The sequence below is a fragment of the Paenibacillus sp. LK1 genome, assembly GCF_002750415.1.
Taxonomy (GTDB): domain Bacteria; phylum Bacillota; class Bacilli; order Paenibacillales; family Paenibacillaceae; genus Paenibacillus; species Paenibacillus taichungensis.
This window is the reverse complement of the sequence record NZ_PEII01000005.1, coordinates 371,652-390,293: the sequence shown is the minus strand read 5'-3', so window position 1 is coordinate 390,293 and position 18,642 is coordinate 371,652. Positions and strand designations below refer to the sequence as shown.

Here is an 18,642-nt window from a genome sequence, read left to right as displayed (position 1 = left end):
AATGGCAAAAGAGTTGCTGTGGTCAGAAGATTCTGATTTTGTATATGGTTTAGCTAATGACTTTCTGAGTAAAGAGGAATTCATTGAAGAGGTAAAAAAGCAGTATGAGGATGGCGAGTGTGAGGTTAGTAATTTTCAAGTTCAGCCTTGCATTTACTCAGAAAAAACTATTCATGCGGATTGTCTCATCCCACTAGTCTCGGCCTATGTTAGTATTGAAAACTATTTACCGCAAGCGTTGAACATAAATTTACTGATGAAGATTAAAGAGAGGAGCTGAGTTGTTGAACGTATTTAAGCGGCTATTATTGAAGAGTAATCTATTTAGAAAGACAATACATAGAGGTAGCGAAGAAATACATAAGCAAAAACTGAACGACATTAGCAATCACTTAAGAGAAGTTAAAAATGAATTGATCAAATTGCTACCAACTCAGATGTGGCAGCGGTTTGAAGAGGAGGCTTATATTTCTGGTGGCTGTATCTACAGTCTATATCACGACAAGAAGCCTAAAGACTTTGACTTCTTCTTGGTAAATCAATCTCTCGTTAATGAGATTAGAGAATACTTTATTGAACGTGCTGGATATCATGGCAGTGATATAAGTGGTGGAACATATCATGATTTACCTTTGATTATCACAAACAATGCAATCTCCATTGGTAAGTATCAAATTATTACTCAATGGGTAGGAGATCCGCAGGATGTTATTCAGGAATTTGATTTCAGGCACAACATGTTCTATTGGAAAAATAAACGAGTATATACTTTGAGTGATTGGTCATATCTGAAAGGTAATGCGTTGGTTTACAACGAACAAAGAGCACGAGATATTGTAGGAACAATTGTACGGGTTCCGCGATTTATCCAGCGTGGAATGACTATTACACAAAAAGAGATGAGTAAAGTTTTATTGAAACTACATAGCGTAGGTTTTACTGATAAGGAAATTGAGATTTTGAATAGCAATAAAGCAGACAGACATTTTGGGTCATAAAAGGAGAAGATTAAATGACTAAGAAAATCGAAATTAAAACTCCAGTTTTTGAAAGTATTCAAGTAGGTGAACATGTGGAAGAAAAATGGGAAACAAGTGATGGACAGAAATTTGATTATGAACATCAAGCTGAGAGTTACGAATTCAATTACTGCAAAATCAAACGTAGGGGTGTGCATTTGTCAGTCGAAGATGCTGAAGTACTGGATTTTGAAAGCATTGAAGATATGAATCGATACGAAGAGGAAGGTATATATGGTGGCTACACCAAGAAATACGATAAGAGTATTATGAAGTTCCCTAATACATATGTACATTACACTTGCTATGATCCTGAGCAGGAATTCGAAATTGACGATGAAAGTGGATATTATCACAGCGAACCAGACACACACGTTCATATTGTTGGACTGGATGAATATAAAAAAATCCTAATGAGTGAAATTGAAAATCTAAAATGATATCGTGATTTCATTAAGAGAGGGGTAAGAATTTGAAAGACTTTTATTATGCTACAACAAGATGGATTGACGTGTTTCGCTGCAAAATGAAATATCCAGACTATGCTGACAATGAATACAATCAGGGAAGACTTAAGCACATTTGGGGTGTTAAGTCTTCAATAGATAATCGTTTTAAGGAAGCTAATATGTATACCTTAAATGATATAGAAGTCATTTATGATAGAAAGAACAAATTGTACTTTTTACATATGCAAACCCAACATTGTGAAAGTAGTAATGAAGAAAGAGGATATCTTCAGTCCCTGCTGTTATCATTCGAAGACTATATGGACGACAATGGTTTTAATACGAATTATCAAAAAAGATTTCTATATTCTTTGCCAAATGTTAATAGTTACGCAGAATCGATTGAAGAATTATACATAAATTTTAAGATGTATGTTAAAGGATATTGTTCTGTGTATGAAGGGGATGAATAGTATGTCAAGCACTCAATATTTAGATCAGGAAGGTTTACAGTTAAAAATAAACAATAGCAATGGCAATTTGCTGCAGTTAATTTGGAATCATGACAATGTTGAGAATGCGATGAAGCATGGGAGAGATGATGAGTTTTACGTAACAATTAAAGACAATTCACGATTTTGTGGGATAGACTTTTCCCTTGCTGATGCGATTGCTTTAAGAAATACACTAGATCATATGATTAAAAAGCTAAGCTAAGCAAATTAAATCACAATAAATAATTAGAAATAAGGAGATAAAATGAATGGCTGTATACTGTGATAGCGAATGCGAGATGGTCGGAGCACTCTGTGATTTTTGCATCTATTATAAGGACGACTATACCAATGGTAAGTTTCAAGGTGATGGATTGTGTGAGAAAAAGAACATTCGAACCGAAGCCATCTTTTCGTGTAACGATGATTTTCACTGTTTTCAAACCAATTCAGATGAAAAGTAATTCAGATCAAATCGCAATTTCACAGAGAAAAGGAGAATTGAAGTTGAATAGAGACACTACAGGTGAACTGGATAAGATTTATATAGAGATTATTAAAGAAATGGCAGAATACTCAACTATAAATAAGGCATTTAAGTTAGGTTCTGCTAACACGGGTAAGTTCTTTTATGATTTATTGATTAAAATTGAAGAAAACGGATCTAAAGAAATTCAAATTAAAGACTTAAAATGCATTATTGAGAAGGCTATGTCTGATGATGAGCTCATTCATGAGTACTTCAATAAGTTAATGAAATAGAAAATTTACAGAGAAAGGGATAATAAAATGTACGAATACACAAAAGAACATTGTATACGAGACACCAAGGAGCACATTGGTCAGGTTAGAGAATTCATGATGGAGTTTACAAAGGAATTGACTGAAAGAGCACTTGTACATGATAAATCTAAGTTAGAATCTCCCGAACTTGAGGTTTTCACTGAATACACTCCTAAACTCAAGGTGAGTACTTATGGGTCTGACGAATACAAGGTATATCTTGAAAAAATGGGTGTGGCACTTAAACATCATTATGCTAACAACTCACATCACCCTGAGCACTACCCAAGAGGAATTGCAGACATGAACCTGTTTGATATCGTAGAAATGTTCTGTGATTGGCATGCAGCAACAAGACGACATGATGATGGTAATTAAATAAAGTCCATTAGATTAAACATGGAGCGTTTTAAATATTCTCATGACCTGAAACGTATTTTTGAGAATACAGTAGCTTCACTATACAAGTACACAGTGCTCTATGGTAAAACTGATGGGACTGAAGGTGGATTTTACGCCAACAGTGTAGAGGAATTACATATGAAGATAGATGCTGAGAAGTATCTGACGGATATCGAAAAGGCAGATATTAAATACGGATTCTTCCGAGAGTTCAAAGATACTGGCTACGTAACAAAAAATATCTGCTGGGACAATTGTTTTGACGTTTATTGGATTGTTCGCAGTTAAATTTTTTGACATGGAAAATGAAAGGAGTGTAGAAATGATTAATTGGGATAACGTCATTTACTCATCAGTAGGTTCAGGAAGGCATGAGATGATATTTGATAATAACAAATTCATTATTTTCAACAGAGAAACTGGAACAAGCTTAGCTTCTGATTTTATAGATCTTGGGGAATTAAAACATGTGCTCGAAAAATATACGGAATTAATGGAGCACAATGATGAGTTACTAAAGCAAATAACTATGTAAAAGAGGACTTTCTTAGAGAATTGGAGGATGAAGTAATATGATGACAAAAGATGCCCTGAATGGTGTAACCCTAAAAATGCATACATATGATGACGAAAAAATAAAAGAGGATGCAAGACAACTTACCGACAAATATAAGGAACTATCTGAAAGCTTGTCGGATATGTCTGTGTCTGAAGGTGATTCAAATGCATTGCAATAACAATCACTGTTTGTGGAATGCATTTGATCAATGTTGCCCTGAAAGCGAAGAACTACATAATGCTGCTATTCCAAACACATTGGATTGTCCTTCGGCTATACGGAGTGATCATCAGGAAGCGATGTATCAAATTATGGATGAAGTAGATGAGATGATGATGAAACGTAATTTCAGAGAATTGATTGAGATTCGCAAGTTTTTGAGAAGTCAAAAAGGCAACAATGGTTATATTGAATTTGGAAATGGAAGCAGAATCGAACTTATTGACACACCTGATAGTGTAAGAGGGGCAAACAGCGAATATTTCTTTGGTATCGACTTAACGTCGAACGAATCTTGATCAAATGTAAATTTTACTGAGAAAAGGAGTTAATAAATTGTACTTAGAATATGATGAGGAAAGCTATCAGAGTTTCGAGAGCAGTTTTATGTCTTTGGTGAACACAGAGGTTGAAAAGAGGGTTAATGAATACCTCGATGAGTTGCACTCTTTAAGAGAAGTCAATAGGTTGAGTGAGCAAAAGATCATCGAATTAACTCAGACAAACAAGAAACCTGAACAAATGAAGTTGTTTGAGGTTCTTAAGTCTAAGATTACTTTAGATAATATTTCTGTATTGATTGCACATTTAAACCTAGAATCTAGTTCAGTTGACTTTGAGGGGATGCATAAGGATGAGATTCCCCAATGGTTTAAATTGATTGTTAAATATTATCCAGATAAAGATATCATATTTGCTCTGTTTGATCTCTTTGATATCGAATATCCACTATGGGCAAAAAGTTATAAGCTTCCGTATGACTACAATGAAAGTGAGTTAGATATGATTTTTAGCAACCTTTATAAAATGTACGTGTGTAATGGTTGTATCTTTGAGCACAATATGGGTTTTCATTTCTCCTCTGTTAGCCGCTACAAAGGGAATCTAAAGAATCTATTTGAGAAGGAATCATATGTTGAAATTCCATGGAATCTACTGTTGCAGAATCCACTACTTACTCAAGATAAATACTTCAAACTGATCTATGATTCAATATTAAACAAGAAGAGTCATTCAGAATACTTCTTTAAAATACAAGACTATCAGAATATCAGTACTAGTCAGTCTAAAGAATTGTTTAAGCTCATTCCGACGAAAAATCTTAAAGAAATCCATAAGAATTTCGTTAAGAAGAATTCATATCTTCTAAAGTTTAATACTGAGTTGTCTGAACTATTTAAAGACCAAATGACAGAAAATCAATATGGACACTTTTATTATCTAGACTTCCAATATCCTCAGCAGAAAGCGTTTATAATGCAACGAAATATCAGGATGGACAAGAAAATTGAGATGATTTGTAAATTGAACATTCCTAAAGAGGAAAAGATTAAATTTATTTCCGAGCTTGCTGATCAAACAATAGAAGACATAGAATCTGATTTTAGTAACGATACTATCTGATTGCCTCATGATGAAATATTTCAATGAAACATAGAATTTATCAAGAATAATACATATATGAGGAGAATAATGAATGAGTAAACTTTATGAGCTTGGAGAGAAGTACAGACGCTTTAATCATTTTGTTGATGCAGCTTGGGATGATGAGGATATGACTGAAGATGATTTGCAGATGTATATTGAGACACTTGAATCAATTGAAGATGAGGTTGAAGTTAAAGTTGAGAACATTGTGAAATTCATGAAGAATATCGAAGGCGATATTGAAGCTTTTAAAAACGAGGAAAAGCGACTTGAAAAGAAACGTAAGTATCTTCAGAACAAGTTTGATGGTCTAAAGAGCTACATGCAAAATACACTTGAGGTCAGTAAGATCGATAAGGTCAATGCTGGAACCTTTAAAGTAAAACTCCAAGTAAATCCACCATCAATCAATATAATTGATCCAGCGAAGATCCCAGATACGTTTAAAATTGAACAGGAGCCTAAAATTGATAGTAAGGCACTTCTTAAAGCCGTGAAAAATGGATTGGAAGTTGAAGGTGCAGTACTGGTAAATGACAAAAAACACTTGAGAATCAGTTAAATAAGAATAAATATATGTACAAATTATAAAAGTAGTGGTATGATGACTTTAACAAGTTGTTATACCACTACTTTAATTAGGAGGCGATACATAAATTGAAAGACATCAAATCAGTTGATTTAGACAAGACAATGATATTAGCTGAAGAATTGGGCATAAAAGTAACTAAGCATAGTGAAAACTTTGGATTCTATGTTGCAACAAACGGAGAACGTAAAATTTTAGATGTAATAGATTTATTCGTAGCAATCTTCCCTGAGATAGCAGATAGTAAATATAGAAAAGAGCTAGGAGGACAAGTTCATTGAACGATCATATTTTTGTTGAAATGTTAATCCAGTACATAACCGATGCAACACCTTTAGAGGAAAGTTTAGTAAGAGTCATTATTAGTCATTCATCTTTTATTGAGATGTTAAAAGAAGATGAAGAATTTGTTGGACACTATCCTCTGGAATATTGGGCGCAGCAAGTGCTTGACGAAACCGTACAAAGGATGAGATCCGCATTAGATGCTTTACAGAAGAATAATTAAGAGTAAATATACCACAAATATATTTATGTAAAAGATCTGTTTCATCAAAAATTGGAGGTAGCTATATGAGAAGAAAAGATTGGATTGTAACTGAATATGCAGCAAGACCAGCAGGTAAACCAGATCGTTGTTTTTATTGCCATAGCTTGATTGGAGAGTCACATACTTCCGAATGTGTAATTAGAAACAGAACAGTTGTTATGGATTTTACTATTAGGATGGTAATGGACGTACCGGAGTCTTGGAAGGATGAAGATGTTGAGTTTAGATACAATAAGGGATCATGGTGTGCAGACAATCTTATTGAAATGATTGTAAGAGAAGAAGATGGGTGTTTGTGTCCTCATGTTCAGGCAAAGTTCGTCAGAGAAGCAACACCAGACGACGAAGAGAAATGGGGCTTAGTTAGAGTAGATGACTTGCAATCATAGTCTAAGTAAAAGGCACGTTTCACAGGAAAGGAGAATAAGCTTTGGACTATTATTTATTACATGAAAAACAACTCGAAGAACTTGGAGACATAAAAGAAGAGATTATGTTGGAATTAGGAACAAGAGAAATTGAGTTTGAAATTAAACGAAGTCCATCTAGTGGTGAATTATTTACAAAGTTCTATGAATTATATGCCCATCAAAGAAAGGACAATGTGAAGGATTAAAATAATCGATGGTGACTTGCTTGATGCTACTGAAGATATCATTGGGCATCAAACAAATACTAAAGGTGTCTGGGGATCAGGAATCGCCAAAGCAATCAAACAGATGTACCCAGATGCTTATCCGTTTTACCAGTTGGCATGTCATGAATATGGTGATAGATTACTGGGTCTATGTTGGACTACCAAGGTAAACAATAAGAGAGTTATAGCTAATATATTTGGACAGACTACATATGGAAGAAATAGGAACGTTGTATACACAGACTATGCTGCTTTGAAGTCTGCGCTTGAGTCATTGAAGTTACGGGCAAAGAAGTTTGGTTATTCAGTTGCACTTCCATATAACATTGGTTGTGGGTTAGCTAATGGAGATTGGAAAGTTGTTTATGGAATTATTGAAGAAGTATTCAGCGATTATGAAGTGACATTGTACAGATTGTGAGGGGACAAGTTTGTATAAAAAGTATTGGGTAGAAAATGGAACACGATACTTAATGAAAGTTAGACAGTCAAGAGTATCAACGGGTCGTATGGGTGGAGTTGAGTTATATACAACAGAATACAATCTGAGTATTTTTAAGAAAATGAAGTATTGGTTTGGTTGGAAGAGTGTGTATAAAAATAAATTAGATAGCGACTATGGAATATCTCTTGAAAGTTTTAAGAAGGAGTGTATCAATGACTTCTTTGGTAGATAAGAGGGGGAGCTTAGTAGATGGAGTACATAATTAGACTTTCTGAAGACTATGAAAAGTGTGAAAAAGTGCTAAATAAATTTGGTATCGTGGCATATAGATCGCCTGTAATTAAAGGCTTAATTGGATACAGGAGTAAGCTTGATATTGAGTATTTATCAAAGAGAGACTTTATTGATCAGATTGAAATTGCACCAAAAGGGACATTTGTTGGCTATTTATAATAAGGAGTGATTAAAATGTTGACGTTGGCGGGGATTTTAGATCTGCTGACTAATGGAAATGTAGCAAAAGCAGAATACGGACTTCATGAGGAGTGGTACATAACTAGAAGGTTTGGAGACAGTGCAATTGTATATTGCAATCAGGATGGAGAGCACTTAAACGAAGTAGTTCCGCTAACTGAAAGTAATCTAGAGGCATGGTATACAATCTTGTAAAAGGTCTATTTTATTGGAAAGGAGGAGATTCATTTGTTGACACTAGAATATTACTACAATCTATCTGTTGAAGAATTAAAAGTAGTATTTGATCCATTCACAAAGGAACAATTGCTAAAATTTGCTGAGGAAACAGACACACCAGTAAAATCATATCTTTCAGAAAAGAAGATTCGAAATCACATCATTAATCAAATACATATGACTGGTATATACCGAAGGATTGCTTTCAACAAGTCAGAATGAAATTCGTGTTTGACTAACATTGGGGAGGTAGAAAATGCAGCTAATAGAAATGAAGAACGAGTATGAACAAGCAAAAATGGATTACGGGAATGTGAAAAGCAAAACGGCAAAAAAGGGCATTGGGGAAGAGATGTACAAGTTGAGACATAAGATTGACGAGGAAGCACGCCGAGTAAGTAGTAAACTTAATACAGCAGATATTAATGGTGTTCAATACGAAATTCCAAAGAGTTTCAATTATGCTCCAGACAATGAGCGGTATACATATGAAGTTAGAGATGGATGTCTTTATCAGGTTGAGGATTTAAGAAATGATCCAGATGGAAGCTTCCATTCACATCATTATGTTTGGATTCCTCAAGCAGAAAATAAATATGCTGAATTGTGTGTCAGAGTACTCGGGAGAGATAGTTATGGGGAACGATATTATTTAAGGGTTCATTATTATAAACATCCCTCAGATATGTCACCATACTTAACTAAAGATATCAGAACAGACAACTATAACTATAAGCCCTTTTATGATTATATTTTGGCGAAACTGGGGTTCAAACATAAAAAGGATAGACACGAAACAAATAAATTAGAATGGACTAAAAAGGAGGAAATTGCGAATGTTTAGTGCTGAGATAAAGGTTAACGGGAGATTTATAAAAGGGAAAATAGTAAAACAAATCGGATTCCCACATCGGCTTGTTAGCAGTATCAGTTTAACAAATAACACGTGGAGTGCTCAGGATCTTAGAAGTATCGCCAATGAATTTAATCAAGTGGCAAATGAGCTGGATAAACAAAATGGAGAATCCATAGCCATTGATGACGAAGATTTCTCAGGTAATGTTCAGTAAACAGGTAAAGTTACACCATCAAGAGGCATTGTTACAGATCACATTATTGGAGGCACTTCTATTGGAGTGATTCTAGATCGATTAAAAGGAAAAGAAATTAAGATATCAGTAATTGAATGAAATACATATTGGATTGAAAATACGAATAAGGAGTGACTTAGTAATGTTTTTCAGAATTTCAGGCTTTCGATACTCGCCGCAAAGAAATGGAGACCATTGAAGATTTATATTGGTTTGAGGAGAGTGGAGTTCATGATGCTGAAGGTAGTGGACATTATGCCAACTATATATTTAGAGCGTTTACTGGCCTTTACGATGTGTCAGGCAAGCAAAAAGTTTATCATAAAGACGTTATAGAATATGAGGGTTGGCTGTACGTAGTTGAGTGGGATTATGTGAACACAGGCTATTATTTGGCAGACTCAAAGCATTTAGAAGATCCTGAGCATGAAGAACATCTAAAAGGCTCCTGTATTACCAAGGGGACAAAGGTAGGGAATGTGTATGAAATTTCTATCTGATAAAATGAACAATTGATAAAGAAAGGTGAGGCAGGAACTCTGGTAAATTATTTAGATACTGCATTGGGATTGTTGAGTACAATGGCACTAGCATATCTTCCTATCCGTTTCGTAAGTTTTACAAATAAATCAAGATTCTCACACAGACTATACTTTTATGTGATGATGGCAACGTTTGTTTTAATTGCAGTGTTACGAAGATTCCATATCCTATAATTGAAGAGAGGTCATTAGTATAAACATCTACAAAAGAATTATGTCACAAGCACGAGCATTTAGAGTTGGAGTTCGGAATCTGATTAAATGGTTGCCGATTGTATGGACTGATAGGGACTATGATCATGATTATCTGTATCGCATTGTTCATTATAAGATGTCCAGTATGGAGAAATTCTTTAATAGTAAGAATACATATTCTGTTGAAGCTCCACAGATTGCAGAAGAAATTAAAGAAGCAAAAGATAAACTCAACAATATGATAAACAGCGTTCATTCCAATAAGGTCGATAGCTTACCGGATGGATTTATCAGTATTGAGAATCGCAAATGGCATGTGAATAGAAATAGCCCTGTTTATCAGGAATGGAAAGAGGTAAATCGTAAAGCCGAAGAGCAAGAGTTAAATGACATGAAAGAAGCATTCAAAATCATTGCTGAAAAGTCTCAAGGATGGTGGGACTAATTAAAGTATCTGGTTTAAATTTGGATTTAACTCAAAGAGACAATTGGGTTGCCGTGATTGGGTCAAGAAAAGCAAGCCCTGAAGAGTTAAAAACAGCACATAGTTTTGCCTATAATTTAGCAAGGCACGGATACATAGTTGTTTCGGGATTAGCGGAAGGTATAGATGCAGCCGCACACAAGGGAGCTATAGCTGGAAATGGGAAAACGATAGCAATCGTAAACACACCTATTGAGCAAGATATCTACCCATGGAAAAACCGTAGCCTTGCCGAAGAGATTAGAAACAAAGGATGTATTATTCACCCATACGCCACAAAGGCAGTTGAACGCAACGAGAGAGGATTGAGTCAATTCTCAAAGCGTTTAATTGAACGTGATCGACTATTGGCAGCATTGTGTCCAAAAATCGTTACAGTGAAAAATGAAGGAGTGATCGAAGGTGGTACTAGATATGGAATGAGCTACGGGAAGGTATATGATCAAAATGTATTTAGATTAGATAATGAAATGAATCTCCAAAAAGATCCTGAGGTAAAAGAGGGTAAGATTTGGTGGGACATGGAAATAGATATTGATGAAAAAATGAGAAGTTTTTCGTTTGTTTAAATATGATTGTTTCAATGAAAGACAAGTTTTAAGAAGAAAAGGGGTGGAGAAATCCACCCTATAGTTTTATTAAACCGTCAGAGAAAAGGTCAAATTTATAAACATTTCCTGTAGTCAATTCTACATAATAAAATCCATAAGTGACGATGTATTCTTGATGATCTTCATAAGCTCTGATCGTAAAATATTTCCCATCATCACTATATCCCTCGTCCATGAACCCCAGTTTGTATTTATCAGCATCAACTTTGATCTTAGCATAAACATACTTGTAGGCATTGTCCTCATTTACAATAAACTTCGGCTGCTTGCCTATATAAAGATTATCCCCTTTTAATGAAACCTTCTCACCAATTGCATTACTCATACTTCTAACTGGGATATATGTAGTGTTCTTGTACGTTATTGCATCAGTTGTGGATTTCTTAGTTCCATCTACATAAAGACTGACTTTCTGGATTGCTGCTTTAATTGGTGTTGTAGTAGCTGCAAATGCTGTTGCCCCTGTAATTGTTGATCCGATCAGAATACCAATCACTAACCCCTTTAACTTGTCCTTCATTTTAATACTCCCTTGTTATGTGAGATAGAATACCTAATGTATTATACAACTTTAATGTTTAATTGAACTACAAAAATTTCCTGTTGCATAAAGAACGTCTGTTCGGTGTATAATACTAATACAAACAAATGTTCTTATATAACTACGGGAGTGATAATGATGGCGAAGAAAGAGCGGACAATTATGTTAATTGACATGCAATCGTTTTATGCCAGTGTAGAAAAGGCTAAAATGCCGCAACATAAAAACAAACCGTTGGCAGTTGCAGGAGATCCAGCAAGGCGTTCAGGAATCATACTTGCTGCATGTCCTCTAGCTAAAGCAAAAGGCGTGTCAACCGCTGAACCATTATGGCAATCACTTCAAAAGTGCCCTGAGCTGATTATTGTAAGGCCACATATGCAGGAATACATCGAAGTTTCAACTCAAATTATGTCCATTATTGAGGAGTTTACTGACTTAGTGGAACCCTATAGCATCGACGAACTTTTCGCGGACGTGTCAGGATCACTACACCTTTTTGGCAATGATCCCATTGATTTAGCAAAGCAGATTCAAGACAAGATTTACAATGAAACGGGAGTCTATGCAAGAGCTGGCATCTCAACAAATAAAGTGATGAGTAAGCTTTGCTGTGACCTGATCGCTAAGAAAATTGAAGGTGGAGTATTCTTCCTTAAAAAAGAAGAGCTTCATCAGCACATAGGCGATAAACCAATTCGTGATATGTGGGGTATTGGGTCTAGGATGGAAAAACATTTATGGAAAATGGGCATTCGAACAATAAGACAGCTTGCGAATACTCCTCTGTCAAAATTGAGAAGCAAATGGGGCGTAAACGGAGAGGTTATTTGGAGAGTGGCAAATGGACTGGATGACTCTCCAGTAACAATTAATACTCATAGTGTACAAAAGGATATTGGGAACGGTATGACGCTGCCTAGGGATTATACAGAAGCTTGGGAGATTGAAGTAGTCATTCAAGATATCTGTACTGAGGTTTGTAGACGTGCACGTAAAAAGAGATTAATGGGTAGTGTAGTTACAATGAGTTTATCGGGAGCAGACTTTGATCATCCTACAGGTTTCAGTCGACAAGTTAAGTTGCAAGATCCCACTAACATAACTGTAGACGTGTGTAAGATAGCTAAACAAATCTTTAGGCAACATTGGGATGGTCAGCCTGTGCGAAGAGTGGGGATATCATTGTCCAATCTTTCCAATGCTGAGACCTATCAACTCTCATTGTTCGATGATCAAGAACAAAAACGTGCGATTGATAAGGTAATGGATGACATTAAGGATCGTTTTGGAGATATTGCAATCTTACGGGCAAGCTCAATTACATCTGCTGGTCAAGCCATAGACAGATCAAATAAAATTGGAGGACACTATAAATGAGCAAAAAACTGGAGGCAAATGGGCTGTGGGAATCAAGTCGTATGATGCTGCCACAACATAAAGAAAGAATCATTGAACATCGTTCAAGAGATAACGATTTATCTAAACCACTTTTACACGAGGACGAATGGGAAGTTATTTATCAAAACATAGGAATATCATATAGATATACTGAAGAAGCATACTTTGAGATTTTTGAATCGAATTCGAAACGGGCTGTAAGTGGGATTGTTTCAAAGGTTAATGAGTTAGGAAAGAAGATTAGAATCGAATGGGAAAATGGGCACGAATGGATCGACATAAAGAGTTTAGTTGCTGTCAGATTATCGGGAGGAGGATTAGAATAATGAAACAAAGTGCTGAAGAGTTGGAGTTGGTGAAAAAATATGCTGAGATGCCGTTACTGTTAGACGTTATAGAAGAAGACAAGAAAAGGATAGATGAGAGCAGTGTCATATTAAAAAGAGAGTTGAAATTTTATTTAAGTTCTTTGCAAGATAGAATAACCGCTGATATATATGAGTTGAAGAAAACATTAAGAGACCGTGACATTAAAATCATCGAACAGAGAAGAACTAAAGACAATTTGTTTATTTCTTACTCAATCCGTAAATATCAGCATCAAATGAACCCACTAATGAGCAGGGTTAGAACAGATGTGCTAGTAATGTTGGCTGACTACATGAAAATAGATCTAACTAAGACATGAAGTGATTTGTTACTTGACTTTTAAGAATAAAGATAATAAAATAACATTATAAATAATTGTTAATGACAAGAGACGCAGCTTTTATACATAGGATATTGTGTTGAACAGGATGATTAAAGGATTATAATGGTAATAAGAGAAAGTAAAATTAGTCTTTCATAGATAAAAGGGGGATTTCTTTATTGAGTTTTAATTTAATAAGATATTATGATACATGCTGTGACAGGTGTGGTAATTGGGCTAGTGGAGATATTAATCCAGCAGAAATGAGAGGTAACAAATCGATTGCTGAGAAGGCTTTAAGGAATCAAGGATGGAGAGTTATCAAAGGTGAGACGATTTGTAATTATTGTCTGAGTGGCACTGGTCGTTAAGGAAATGAGGGAATGGTATGTTCGTATTGATGCGTAAGTTTGGATTGAACTCTACAGAATACTTCTTAAGAAAGAAAAAGTTAGCAAGGGAGGACGAATACATAGCAGTGACAGTTGGAAGTGAAATTACAGCAAAGAAATATACTACTTTTGTAAGAGCAGAAAATGCTGCGATTAAATTAAAAGTTGAATGTGGAGAAGTTTTTGAAGTTATTGAAACGAAGTTTAAGTAAAAGAGTAGTTTCATAATAAGGGGAGAATCTTATGGGGATATTGCAAACGATAATAACGGCTTCCGTTTCTGCTACTGTAATCGCAGCCATTATAAACAAAATAAGCAATGATAAGAATCAATCGTTAAAGTACATAACGGATGAAAGAGCAAAGTGGAGAGAGTTTGTTAAAATTAGCGCTTCGAAAATATATTCTGGTAAATATGATCTAGACAAGGAGACAGAGGCGGGTGTCATCACACATCTGATATTGAGTTTAAATCCTCTAAGGTTTACTTCTGACAATAGACTAGATAACAGAATCAGAGAATTATTAGAAGAAATCGAAAAAGGGAATAGAGCACAAGAAGTGCTGAAAGAGTTTCGTTATTGTATTGGTACGCTTTTGAAGCATGATTGGGAAAGATCTAAAAATGAAGCAAGGCCTTGGATAAAGCAGGATTTAAATGACACAATTAAAAGAAGGTTTCTCCACAAATTTTATTTAGAGAAACATGAGCGGAAAAAGGAAGAACAAGAGTACAAGGTTGAGTAAGATCGGGTAAAACGAATCTTTTACATAATAGGGGTGAGATTGTGGCTATTTATCATCGGTTTTGGTTTAGATATCACGACAAAATGCGGTCTTTTTGTTCGAGAAATGGATGGATAAACTTATGGATATTTCACATGGATTCTTCTTTCCATCATCTTAATCTTTTCTTTTATTATTTGAAAAAGAAACAATATGAAATGTGAGATTTAAGGAAAGGGAGGGTATGAATTTGATTAAAAAGTTTTCAGTTAGAGAAGCTTGGCTGCTAGACGAAAATGGCAATAAATCACTCAAAATGAAACAACTTGACCCGAACGAAGTGATTGAAGTCCATGTCGACCTTAAGAGTATTAGAGGAGGTATAGGTGAAATAACTGATGACTCAAATAAGTCGGAATTTAATGAAATATGACTTTCATTTAAAATAAGGAGGTTTCAAATTGAGCAACTGGATAGAGTTGAAAGACTGGGCCATTGAAAATAAATTAGACATTGTGATAGAAAAAATGAATGAGCTTGAAAGCCTTGATTACTTTCTTGCTTATACAGATAATGATGGTTACGATCTTATAATGTCAAATACACAAGATGGTATCGCTGTTTGGACAGAAGAACAGTCTAACAGTAAATTTAAACTCAAAGTTAAGAAGTCAGCAATTTTTTATTATGATGATAAAGATAAGTTTTATGATTGTGATATTAATGGAATTGAAATTATCGAGACTCTAAAATGATAGGAGACATAAATGATCAATATTACTGGAGACATTCATGGAACAATTAGTGTGAACAAGCGACTCAATACTAAGAACTTTCCACAACAAAGAGATATGACTAAGGATGACTATGTAATCATTGCTGGAGACTTCGGTTTAATATGGGATGGAAGTAAAGAGGATCAATACTGGCTTAAGTGGCTGAATAAGACTAAGCCATTTATGACACTGTTTATTGATGGGAACCATGAGAACTTCGATTTACTTGAAGAGTATCCGGTGGAGATTTGGAATGGTGGTAAAGTACATAGAATTAACGACAGCGTTATTCATCTGATGCGTGGACAGGTTTTTGAGATTGAAGGTAAGAAGATCTTTACGTTTGGTGGAGCTGCTTCACACGACAAAGAGTATCGCAAGGAAGGAAAGTCATGGTGGAGTCGTGAAATGCCGTCAAAGGAGGAATATGAAGAAGGATTAAATAATTTAGAGAAGCACAACTGGAAAGTGGATTACATACTGACACATACCTGTTCCACTACAGCATTGGAATACATTGAGCAGCGTTGTAATATTAGAATGGATCGAGATGAGATGCATCCTTACTTCTACGGTATTGAACAGAAGGCAGAATATAAGCAATGGTATTTTGGTCATTTTCATCATGACTTTGAATTACCAAATAGGCAGAGGTTGTTGTATACAGATATGATTAAGATTTAATCAAACAAATATTTTATTGTGAGTGACTTGGAGATGAACTGAAATGAATAAAGAGTTTTTTGGTATACCACTTAAATATTGGATTGCTGTTATATTGATTCCTATTCTCATCAATGTGCTAGCATGGATTCCAAATCCTATAGCAATAGGAGACTCTGAAACCTGGGTTAGTTTTTTTGGTAGTTACGCTGGAGGTATAGCTGCGGCCTTTATAGCTCTATTAATTGCTAAATCGCAAACTGATATAGCCATTAAACAACTAAATCATGAAAGAGAACAACTTGAGATTAAAAGACTTGAAGATGAAACGAAAAAAGATAAACAAGAGAAAGTGTTTGCTGATTTAGTTTTAATCTATTTATATGATGAGATTCAATCTAATCTTGAAAAAATAGATCCTTCGACTCTTTCTGCGTTCGAGGAGAGAGGAAGAGATCATAAACTAAATTCAACATTTGTATTTAGCTATAAGAACCGTTTCAATTACGATGTGTTTAATGATATAAAATATGATATACCAAAATATGAGAACAAAATAATAATTGATGCAATTACTCCATATAAGGTATTCAAAATTTTAGAAAAACATGAAGCCGTAAATAAAATGTCTGTAGAAACTTCAAAATTTGTTTTTGATACAATCTCAGATTGGAAGAAGAAACTTGAGAATCACATATCTTAAAGAAACGTACATTTGATCTAGAAAGGTTGAGATAAAATGAAGACAGTTTTTTACTACAGAGCGGCAACAAAAGAACAAACTACTGAATCACAGGAACGAGAATGTATGAAGATGTTAGGTGTTAATGATAAACTGGTTGGTGTTTATGAGGATTTTGGCTATAGCGGTCTTAACGAGACTAGACCAAGTCTAATTAAACTAATTGAAGATTCGAAAAGTGGTAAATTCCAAAAAATCATTACATCACAACCAAGTGTTTTGTTTAGAAATGTTGCAAAAATGATTGAGCTTAAAGAAAAAATCGAACAGTACGGCGTTAAACTTGAGGCTGCAAATGGATCGTTCGATACCGATGATTTGACTAACTCAATCGCTATTCATTTAAGCAGAAAAACAAAATAATAAGAGTATTCTGATCAAATTTTCCTTTCATGGAGAAAAGGGTGAAATAGTATGAAGAAAAGAGTTATAATTAACGATTCAACAGTTTGGAAAGAAGCTATTGGAAAATCAGGAACCATAAAAGAAAACCCGATCCGAACAAGCAATTCTGAAGACTTATACCTAGTGGAGTTTGATGATGTCGCAACAAAACAACTTAGCAGCTCATATGGTGGTCTCACATTCAAGAAGGGTGATTTTAAGTTTATATAAAATCTTTCTTTCACACAGAGTGGAGGTGAACTATGTTCTCATCTAAAGAGTCGAATAATTTGATGATCGATTATTATCACACAGACATTAAGAAGTTGAATCCAATCGAGCTGATGGGTTTATATTTACTAGGTCATGTAACTTTAAATAAACTAGCTGAACTATTTGAAGTTACAGCAGACGATGCAAGAAAATTAGTCAATAGAGTATGCAGCGACATAGAAGTAACAGCTAATGTCGATAGATCTGTTCCAGATGCAGATAATCTCTAAGAAAGTTTACTTTCACAGGAAAGGGGAGAAATTGGTATGAATGTACCTATATGGACTTTAGTGGTATCATCAGCAGGGTTATTGTTGACAACGATTAATGTCACAAGACAAAAGAAGGCGAGTTTGGAAATTGAAAGAATTCGTATTAAACGAGAAATGAAGGTAGCAGCATATGATAGAGTCTCTCCTTCGTTATTTAAGCTTGTTGGTTTCGTTGAGATGGTTATATCAAGCGCATTAACTAGGCAAGATATCAAAGATGCCAAACAGGAATTTTCAAACTTCAGAGAGGCATACAAGAGCAGGAAGCACTTATTTAACTCTATGACTACAGTTAATACATTTGAAATCTTAGTTGGAAAAGTTAATAGCTTTTTTAAATTTGTTGAACCCTATTATCATGAAAATAAGGGACAGGTTGTGTTTATAGAAGAGGACGAAAAAAACATCATTTTTCCAGCAAGAGATTCTTTGATACATTTTGAGTCTTTATTGCATCAGGAAGTTTTTGAAGAGATAGCTAACCCACCAAGAAAGTGGTATCGAAGATTGTGGATGTTTCTTCGTCCTAAAGGAAGGAGGTGAACTAAAGTGCAAAGAGTGGATCTAGTCATTGAACATGAGAACGGAACG

At 34.9% G+C, this 18,642-nt stretch carries 40 protein-coding genes; 39 read left to right on the top strand and 1 reads right to left on the bottom strand.

Annotated elements, in window-relative coordinates:
- Window position 1 precedes the first annotated feature (1 nt).
- The 26 genes from CS562_RS14205 to CS562_RS14085 all read left to right on the top strand — a co-directional run bounded on the left by CS562_RS14205 (window position 2) and on the right by CS562_RS14085 (window position 11,148).
- Window positions 2-280, top strand: a complete 279-nt coding sequence (locus CS562_RS14205) for a hypothetical protein (protein ID WP_099856533.1) — start codon at window positions 2-4, stop codon at window positions 278-280.
- Window positions 281-284: 4 nt separating this feature from the next.
- The gene (locus tag CS562_RS14200; protein WP_257219487.1) at window positions 285-998 is read left to right on the top strand and encodes a Gabija anti-defense Gad2 family protein; all 714 of its coding nucleotides are present in this window, start codon (window positions 285-287) and stop codon (window positions 996-998) included.
- A gap of 14 nt (window positions 999-1,012) precedes the next feature.
- Entirely contained in the window at window positions 1,013-1,459 is a 447-nt protein-coding gene (locus CS562_RS14195; protein ID WP_099856531.1) for a hypothetical protein, read from the top strand.
- Window positions 1,460-1,491: 32 nt separating this feature from the next.
- The gene (locus CS562_RS14190) at window positions 1,492-1,941 is read left to right on the top strand and encodes a hypothetical protein (RefSeq protein ID WP_099856529.1); all 450 of its coding nucleotides are present in this window, start codon (window positions 1,492-1,494) and stop codon (window positions 1,939-1,941) included.
- A gap of 1 nt (window position 1,942) precedes the next feature.
- Window positions 1,943-2,185: a hypothetical protein gene (locus CS562_RS14185; protein ID WP_099856527.1), complete on the top strand. Its 243-nt coding sequence runs from the start codon at window positions 1,943-1,945 to the stop codon at window positions 2,183-2,185.
- 155 nt (window positions 2,186-2,340) lie between these two features.
- Window positions 2,341-2,724: a hypothetical protein gene (locus CS562_RS14180; RefSeq protein WP_125477280.1), complete on the top strand. Its 384-nt coding sequence runs from the start codon at window positions 2,341-2,343 to the stop codon at window positions 2,722-2,724.
- 27 nt (window positions 2,725-2,751) lie between these two features.
- A complete protein-coding gene (locus CS562_RS14175) occupies window positions 2,752-3,123 on the top strand; it encodes a DUF5662 family protein (protein WP_218966735.1) in 372 nt (123 codons plus the stop codon).
- A gap of 162 nt (window positions 3,124-3,285) precedes the next feature.
- Window positions 3,286-3,435, top strand: coding sequence for a hypothetical protein (locus CS562_RS32935; RefSeq protein ID WP_180287131.1), 150 nt, complete (start codon window positions 3,286-3,288; stop codon window positions 3,433-3,435).
- A gap of 34 nt (window positions 3,436-3,469) precedes the next feature.
- On the top strand, window positions 3,470-3,682 hold the full coding sequence (locus CS562_RS14170) for a hypothetical protein (RefSeq protein WP_099856523.1): 213 nt from the start codon (window positions 3,470-3,472) through the stop codon (window positions 3,680-3,682).
- 37 nt (window positions 3,683-3,719) lie between these two features.
- Window positions 3,720-3,884 carry a hypothetical protein gene (locus tag CS562_RS32930; RefSeq protein ID WP_180287130.1) on the top strand — a complete coding sequence of 55 codons (165 nt, stop codon included), beginning with the start codon at window positions 3,720-3,722 and terminating at the stop codon, window positions 3,882-3,884.
- Entirely contained in the window at window positions 3,871-4,224 is a 354-nt protein-coding gene (locus CS562_RS14165; protein WP_180287129.1) for a hypothetical protein, read from the top strand. Before CS562_RS32930 ends, CS562_RS14165 begins: the two co-directional genes overlap by 14 nt.
- Window positions 4,225-4,261: 37 nt before the next feature.
- Window positions 4,262-5,329, top strand: a complete 1,068-nt coding sequence (locus CS562_RS14160; RefSeq protein WP_099856521.1) for a hypothetical protein — start codon at window positions 4,262-4,264, stop codon at window positions 5,327-5,329.
- A gap of 73 nt (window positions 5,330-5,402) precedes the next feature.
- Window positions 5,403-5,915: a siphovirus Gp157 family protein gene (locus tag CS562_RS14155; RefSeq protein WP_099856519.1), complete on the top strand. Its 513-nt coding sequence runs from the start codon at window positions 5,403-5,405 to the stop codon at window positions 5,913-5,915.
- Between the two features lie 95 nt (window positions 5,916-6,010).
- Entirely contained in the window at window positions 6,011-6,223 is a 213-nt protein-coding gene (locus CS562_RS14150; RefSeq protein ID WP_099856517.1) for a hypothetical protein, read from the top strand.
- The gene (locus CS562_RS14145; RefSeq protein WP_099856515.1) at window positions 6,220-6,450 is read left to right on the top strand and encodes a hypothetical protein; all 231 of its coding nucleotides are present in this window, start codon (window positions 6,220-6,222) and stop codon (window positions 6,448-6,450) included. Before CS562_RS14150 ends, CS562_RS14145 begins: the two co-directional genes overlap by 4 nt.
- 65 nt (window positions 6,451-6,515) lie before the next feature.
- Window positions 6,516-6,881 (top strand): hypothetical protein, encoded by a 366-nt coding sequence (locus CS562_RS14140; protein WP_063562957.1) that lies wholly within the window; start codon window positions 6,516-6,518, stop codon window positions 6,879-6,881.
- 41 nt (window positions 6,882-6,922) lie between these two features.
- Window positions 6,923-7,108, top strand: coding sequence for a hypothetical protein (locus CS562_RS14135; protein ID WP_099856513.1), 186 nt, complete (start codon window positions 6,923-6,925; stop codon window positions 7,106-7,108).
- A gap of 16 nt (window positions 7,109-7,124) precedes the next feature.
- On the top strand, window positions 7,125-7,550 hold the full coding sequence (locus CS562_RS14130; protein WP_257219486.1) for a macro domain-containing protein: 426 nt from the start codon (window positions 7,125-7,127) through the stop codon (window positions 7,548-7,550).
- A gap of 273 nt (window positions 7,551-7,823) precedes the next feature.
- Window positions 7,824-8,027, top strand: a complete 204-nt coding sequence (locus CS562_RS14120; protein ID WP_099856507.1) for a hypothetical protein — start codon at window positions 7,824-7,826, stop codon at window positions 8,025-8,027.
- A 15-nt stretch (window positions 8,028-8,042) separates the two neighbouring features.
- The gene (locus CS562_RS14115; RefSeq protein ID WP_099856505.1) at window positions 8,043-8,243 is read left to right on the top strand and encodes a hypothetical protein; all 201 of its coding nucleotides are present in this window, start codon (window positions 8,043-8,045) and stop codon (window positions 8,241-8,243) included.
- A gap of 33 nt (window positions 8,244-8,276) precedes the next feature.
- On the top strand, window positions 8,277-8,489 hold the full coding sequence (locus tag CS562_RS14110; RefSeq protein WP_099856503.1) for a hypothetical protein: 213 nt from the start codon (window positions 8,277-8,279) through the stop codon (window positions 8,487-8,489).
- Between the two features lie 34 nt (window positions 8,490-8,523).
- Entirely contained in the window at window positions 8,524-9,111 is a 588-nt protein-coding gene (locus tag CS562_RS14105; protein WP_099856501.1) for a hypothetical protein, read from the top strand.
- A complete protein-coding gene (locus CS562_RS14100; RefSeq protein ID WP_099856499.1) occupies window positions 9,104-9,337 on the top strand; it encodes a hypothetical protein in 234 nt (77 codons plus the stop codon). The genes CS562_RS14105 and CS562_RS14100 overlap by 8 nt, the downstream gene beginning before the upstream one ends.
- A 206-nt stretch (window positions 9,338-9,543) precedes the next feature.
- Window positions 9,544-9,858 carry a YopX family protein gene (locus tag CS562_RS14095; protein WP_099856497.1) on the top strand — a complete coding sequence of 105 codons (315 nt, stop codon included), beginning with the start codon at window positions 9,544-9,546 and terminating at the stop codon, window positions 9,856-9,858.
- 382 nt (window positions 9,859-10,240) lie between these two features.
- Window positions 10,241-10,540, top strand: coding sequence for a hypothetical protein (locus CS562_RS14090; RefSeq protein ID WP_180287128.1), 300 nt, complete (start codon window positions 10,241-10,243; stop codon window positions 10,538-10,540).
- A complete protein-coding gene (locus CS562_RS14085) occupies window positions 10,528-11,148 on the top strand; it encodes a DNA-processing protein DprA (protein WP_099856493.1) in 621 nt (206 codons plus the stop codon). Before CS562_RS14090 ends, CS562_RS14085 begins: the two co-directional genes overlap by 13 nt.
- 58 nt (window positions 11,149-11,206) lie before the next feature.
- On the opposite strand, the gene CS562_RS14080 is transcribed toward CS562_RS14085, so the two are convergent.
- Window positions 11,207-11,710 (bottom strand): stalk domain-containing protein, encoded by a 504-nt coding sequence (locus CS562_RS14080; RefSeq protein ID WP_099856491.1) that lies wholly within the window; start codon window positions 11,708-11,710, stop codon window positions 11,207-11,209.
- A gap of 159 nt (window positions 11,711-11,869) precedes the next feature.
- Here CS562_RS14080 and CS562_RS14075 point away from each other — a divergent pair, with 159 nt between their 5' ends.
- From CS562_RS14075 to CS562_RS14015, 13 genes are all read left to right on the top strand, one after another.
- Window positions 11,870-13,111, top strand: a complete 1,242-nt coding sequence (locus CS562_RS14075; protein ID WP_099856489.1) for a DNA polymerase IV — start codon at window positions 11,870-11,872, stop codon at window positions 13,109-13,111.
- A complete protein-coding gene (locus tag CS562_RS14070) occupies window positions 13,108-13,458 on the top strand; it encodes a YolD-like family protein (RefSeq protein WP_099856486.1) in 351 nt (116 codons plus the stop codon). Before CS562_RS14075 ends, CS562_RS14070 begins: the two co-directional genes overlap by 4 nt.
- A complete protein-coding gene (locus CS562_RS14065; protein WP_099856483.1) occupies window positions 13,458-13,820 on the top strand; it encodes a YhjD family protein in 363 nt (120 codons plus the stop codon). Before CS562_RS14070 ends, CS562_RS14065 begins: the two co-directional genes overlap by 1 nt.
- A gap of 391 nt (window positions 13,821-14,211) precedes the next feature.
- Complete coding sequence (locus tag CS562_RS14060; RefSeq protein ID WP_099856481.1) at window positions 14,212-14,427, top strand: hypothetical protein; 216 nt, start codon at window positions 14,212-14,214, stop codon at window positions 14,425-14,427.
- 31 nt (window positions 14,428-14,458) lie between these two features.
- Window positions 14,459-14,962: a hypothetical protein gene (locus CS562_RS14055; RefSeq protein WP_099856479.1), complete on the top strand. Its 504-nt coding sequence runs from the start codon at window positions 14,459-14,461 to the stop codon at window positions 14,960-14,962.
- 229 nt (window positions 14,963-15,191) lie between these two features.
- Window positions 15,192-15,374, top strand: coding sequence for a hypothetical protein (locus CS562_RS14050; RefSeq protein ID WP_099856476.1), 183 nt, complete (start codon window positions 15,192-15,194; stop codon window positions 15,372-15,374).
- Between the two features lie 28 nt (window positions 15,375-15,402).
- The gene (locus tag CS562_RS14045; RefSeq protein ID WP_099856473.1) at window positions 15,403-15,696 is read left to right on the top strand and encodes a hypothetical protein; all 294 of its coding nucleotides are present in this window, start codon (window positions 15,403-15,405) and stop codon (window positions 15,694-15,696) included.
- A 12-nt stretch (window positions 15,697-15,708) separates the two neighbouring features.
- Window positions 15,709-16,401 carry a metallophosphoesterase family protein gene (locus tag CS562_RS14040; RefSeq protein ID WP_099856470.1) on the top strand — a complete coding sequence of 231 codons (693 nt, stop codon included), beginning with the start codon at window positions 15,709-15,711 and terminating at the stop codon, window positions 16,399-16,401.
- Window positions 16,402-16,444: 43 nt separating this feature from the next.
- A complete protein-coding gene (locus tag CS562_RS14035) occupies window positions 16,445-17,083 on the top strand; it encodes a hypothetical protein (protein ID WP_099856468.1) in 639 nt (212 codons plus the stop codon).
- Between the two features lie 36 nt (window positions 17,084-17,119).
- Complete coding sequence (locus CS562_RS14030) at window positions 17,120-17,485, top strand: recombinase family protein (RefSeq protein ID WP_099856465.1); 366 nt, start codon at window positions 17,120-17,122, stop codon at window positions 17,483-17,485.
- A 51-nt stretch (window positions 17,486-17,536) separates the two neighbouring features.
- On the top strand, window positions 17,537-17,737 hold the full coding sequence (locus CS562_RS14025; RefSeq protein WP_099856463.1) for a hypothetical protein: 201 nt from the start codon (window positions 17,537-17,539) through the stop codon (window positions 17,735-17,737).
- Window positions 17,738-17,769: 32 nt separating this feature from the next.
- Entirely contained in the window at window positions 17,770-18,009 is a 240-nt protein-coding gene (locus tag CS562_RS14020) for a hypothetical protein (RefSeq protein ID WP_099856461.1), read from the top strand.
- A 36-nt stretch (window positions 18,010-18,045) separates the two neighbouring features.
- Window positions 18,046-18,594: a hypothetical protein gene (locus tag CS562_RS14015; protein ID WP_099856459.1), complete on the top strand. Its 549-nt coding sequence runs from the start codon at window positions 18,046-18,048 to the stop codon at window positions 18,592-18,594.
- Window positions 18,595-18,642 lie beyond the last annotated feature (48 nt).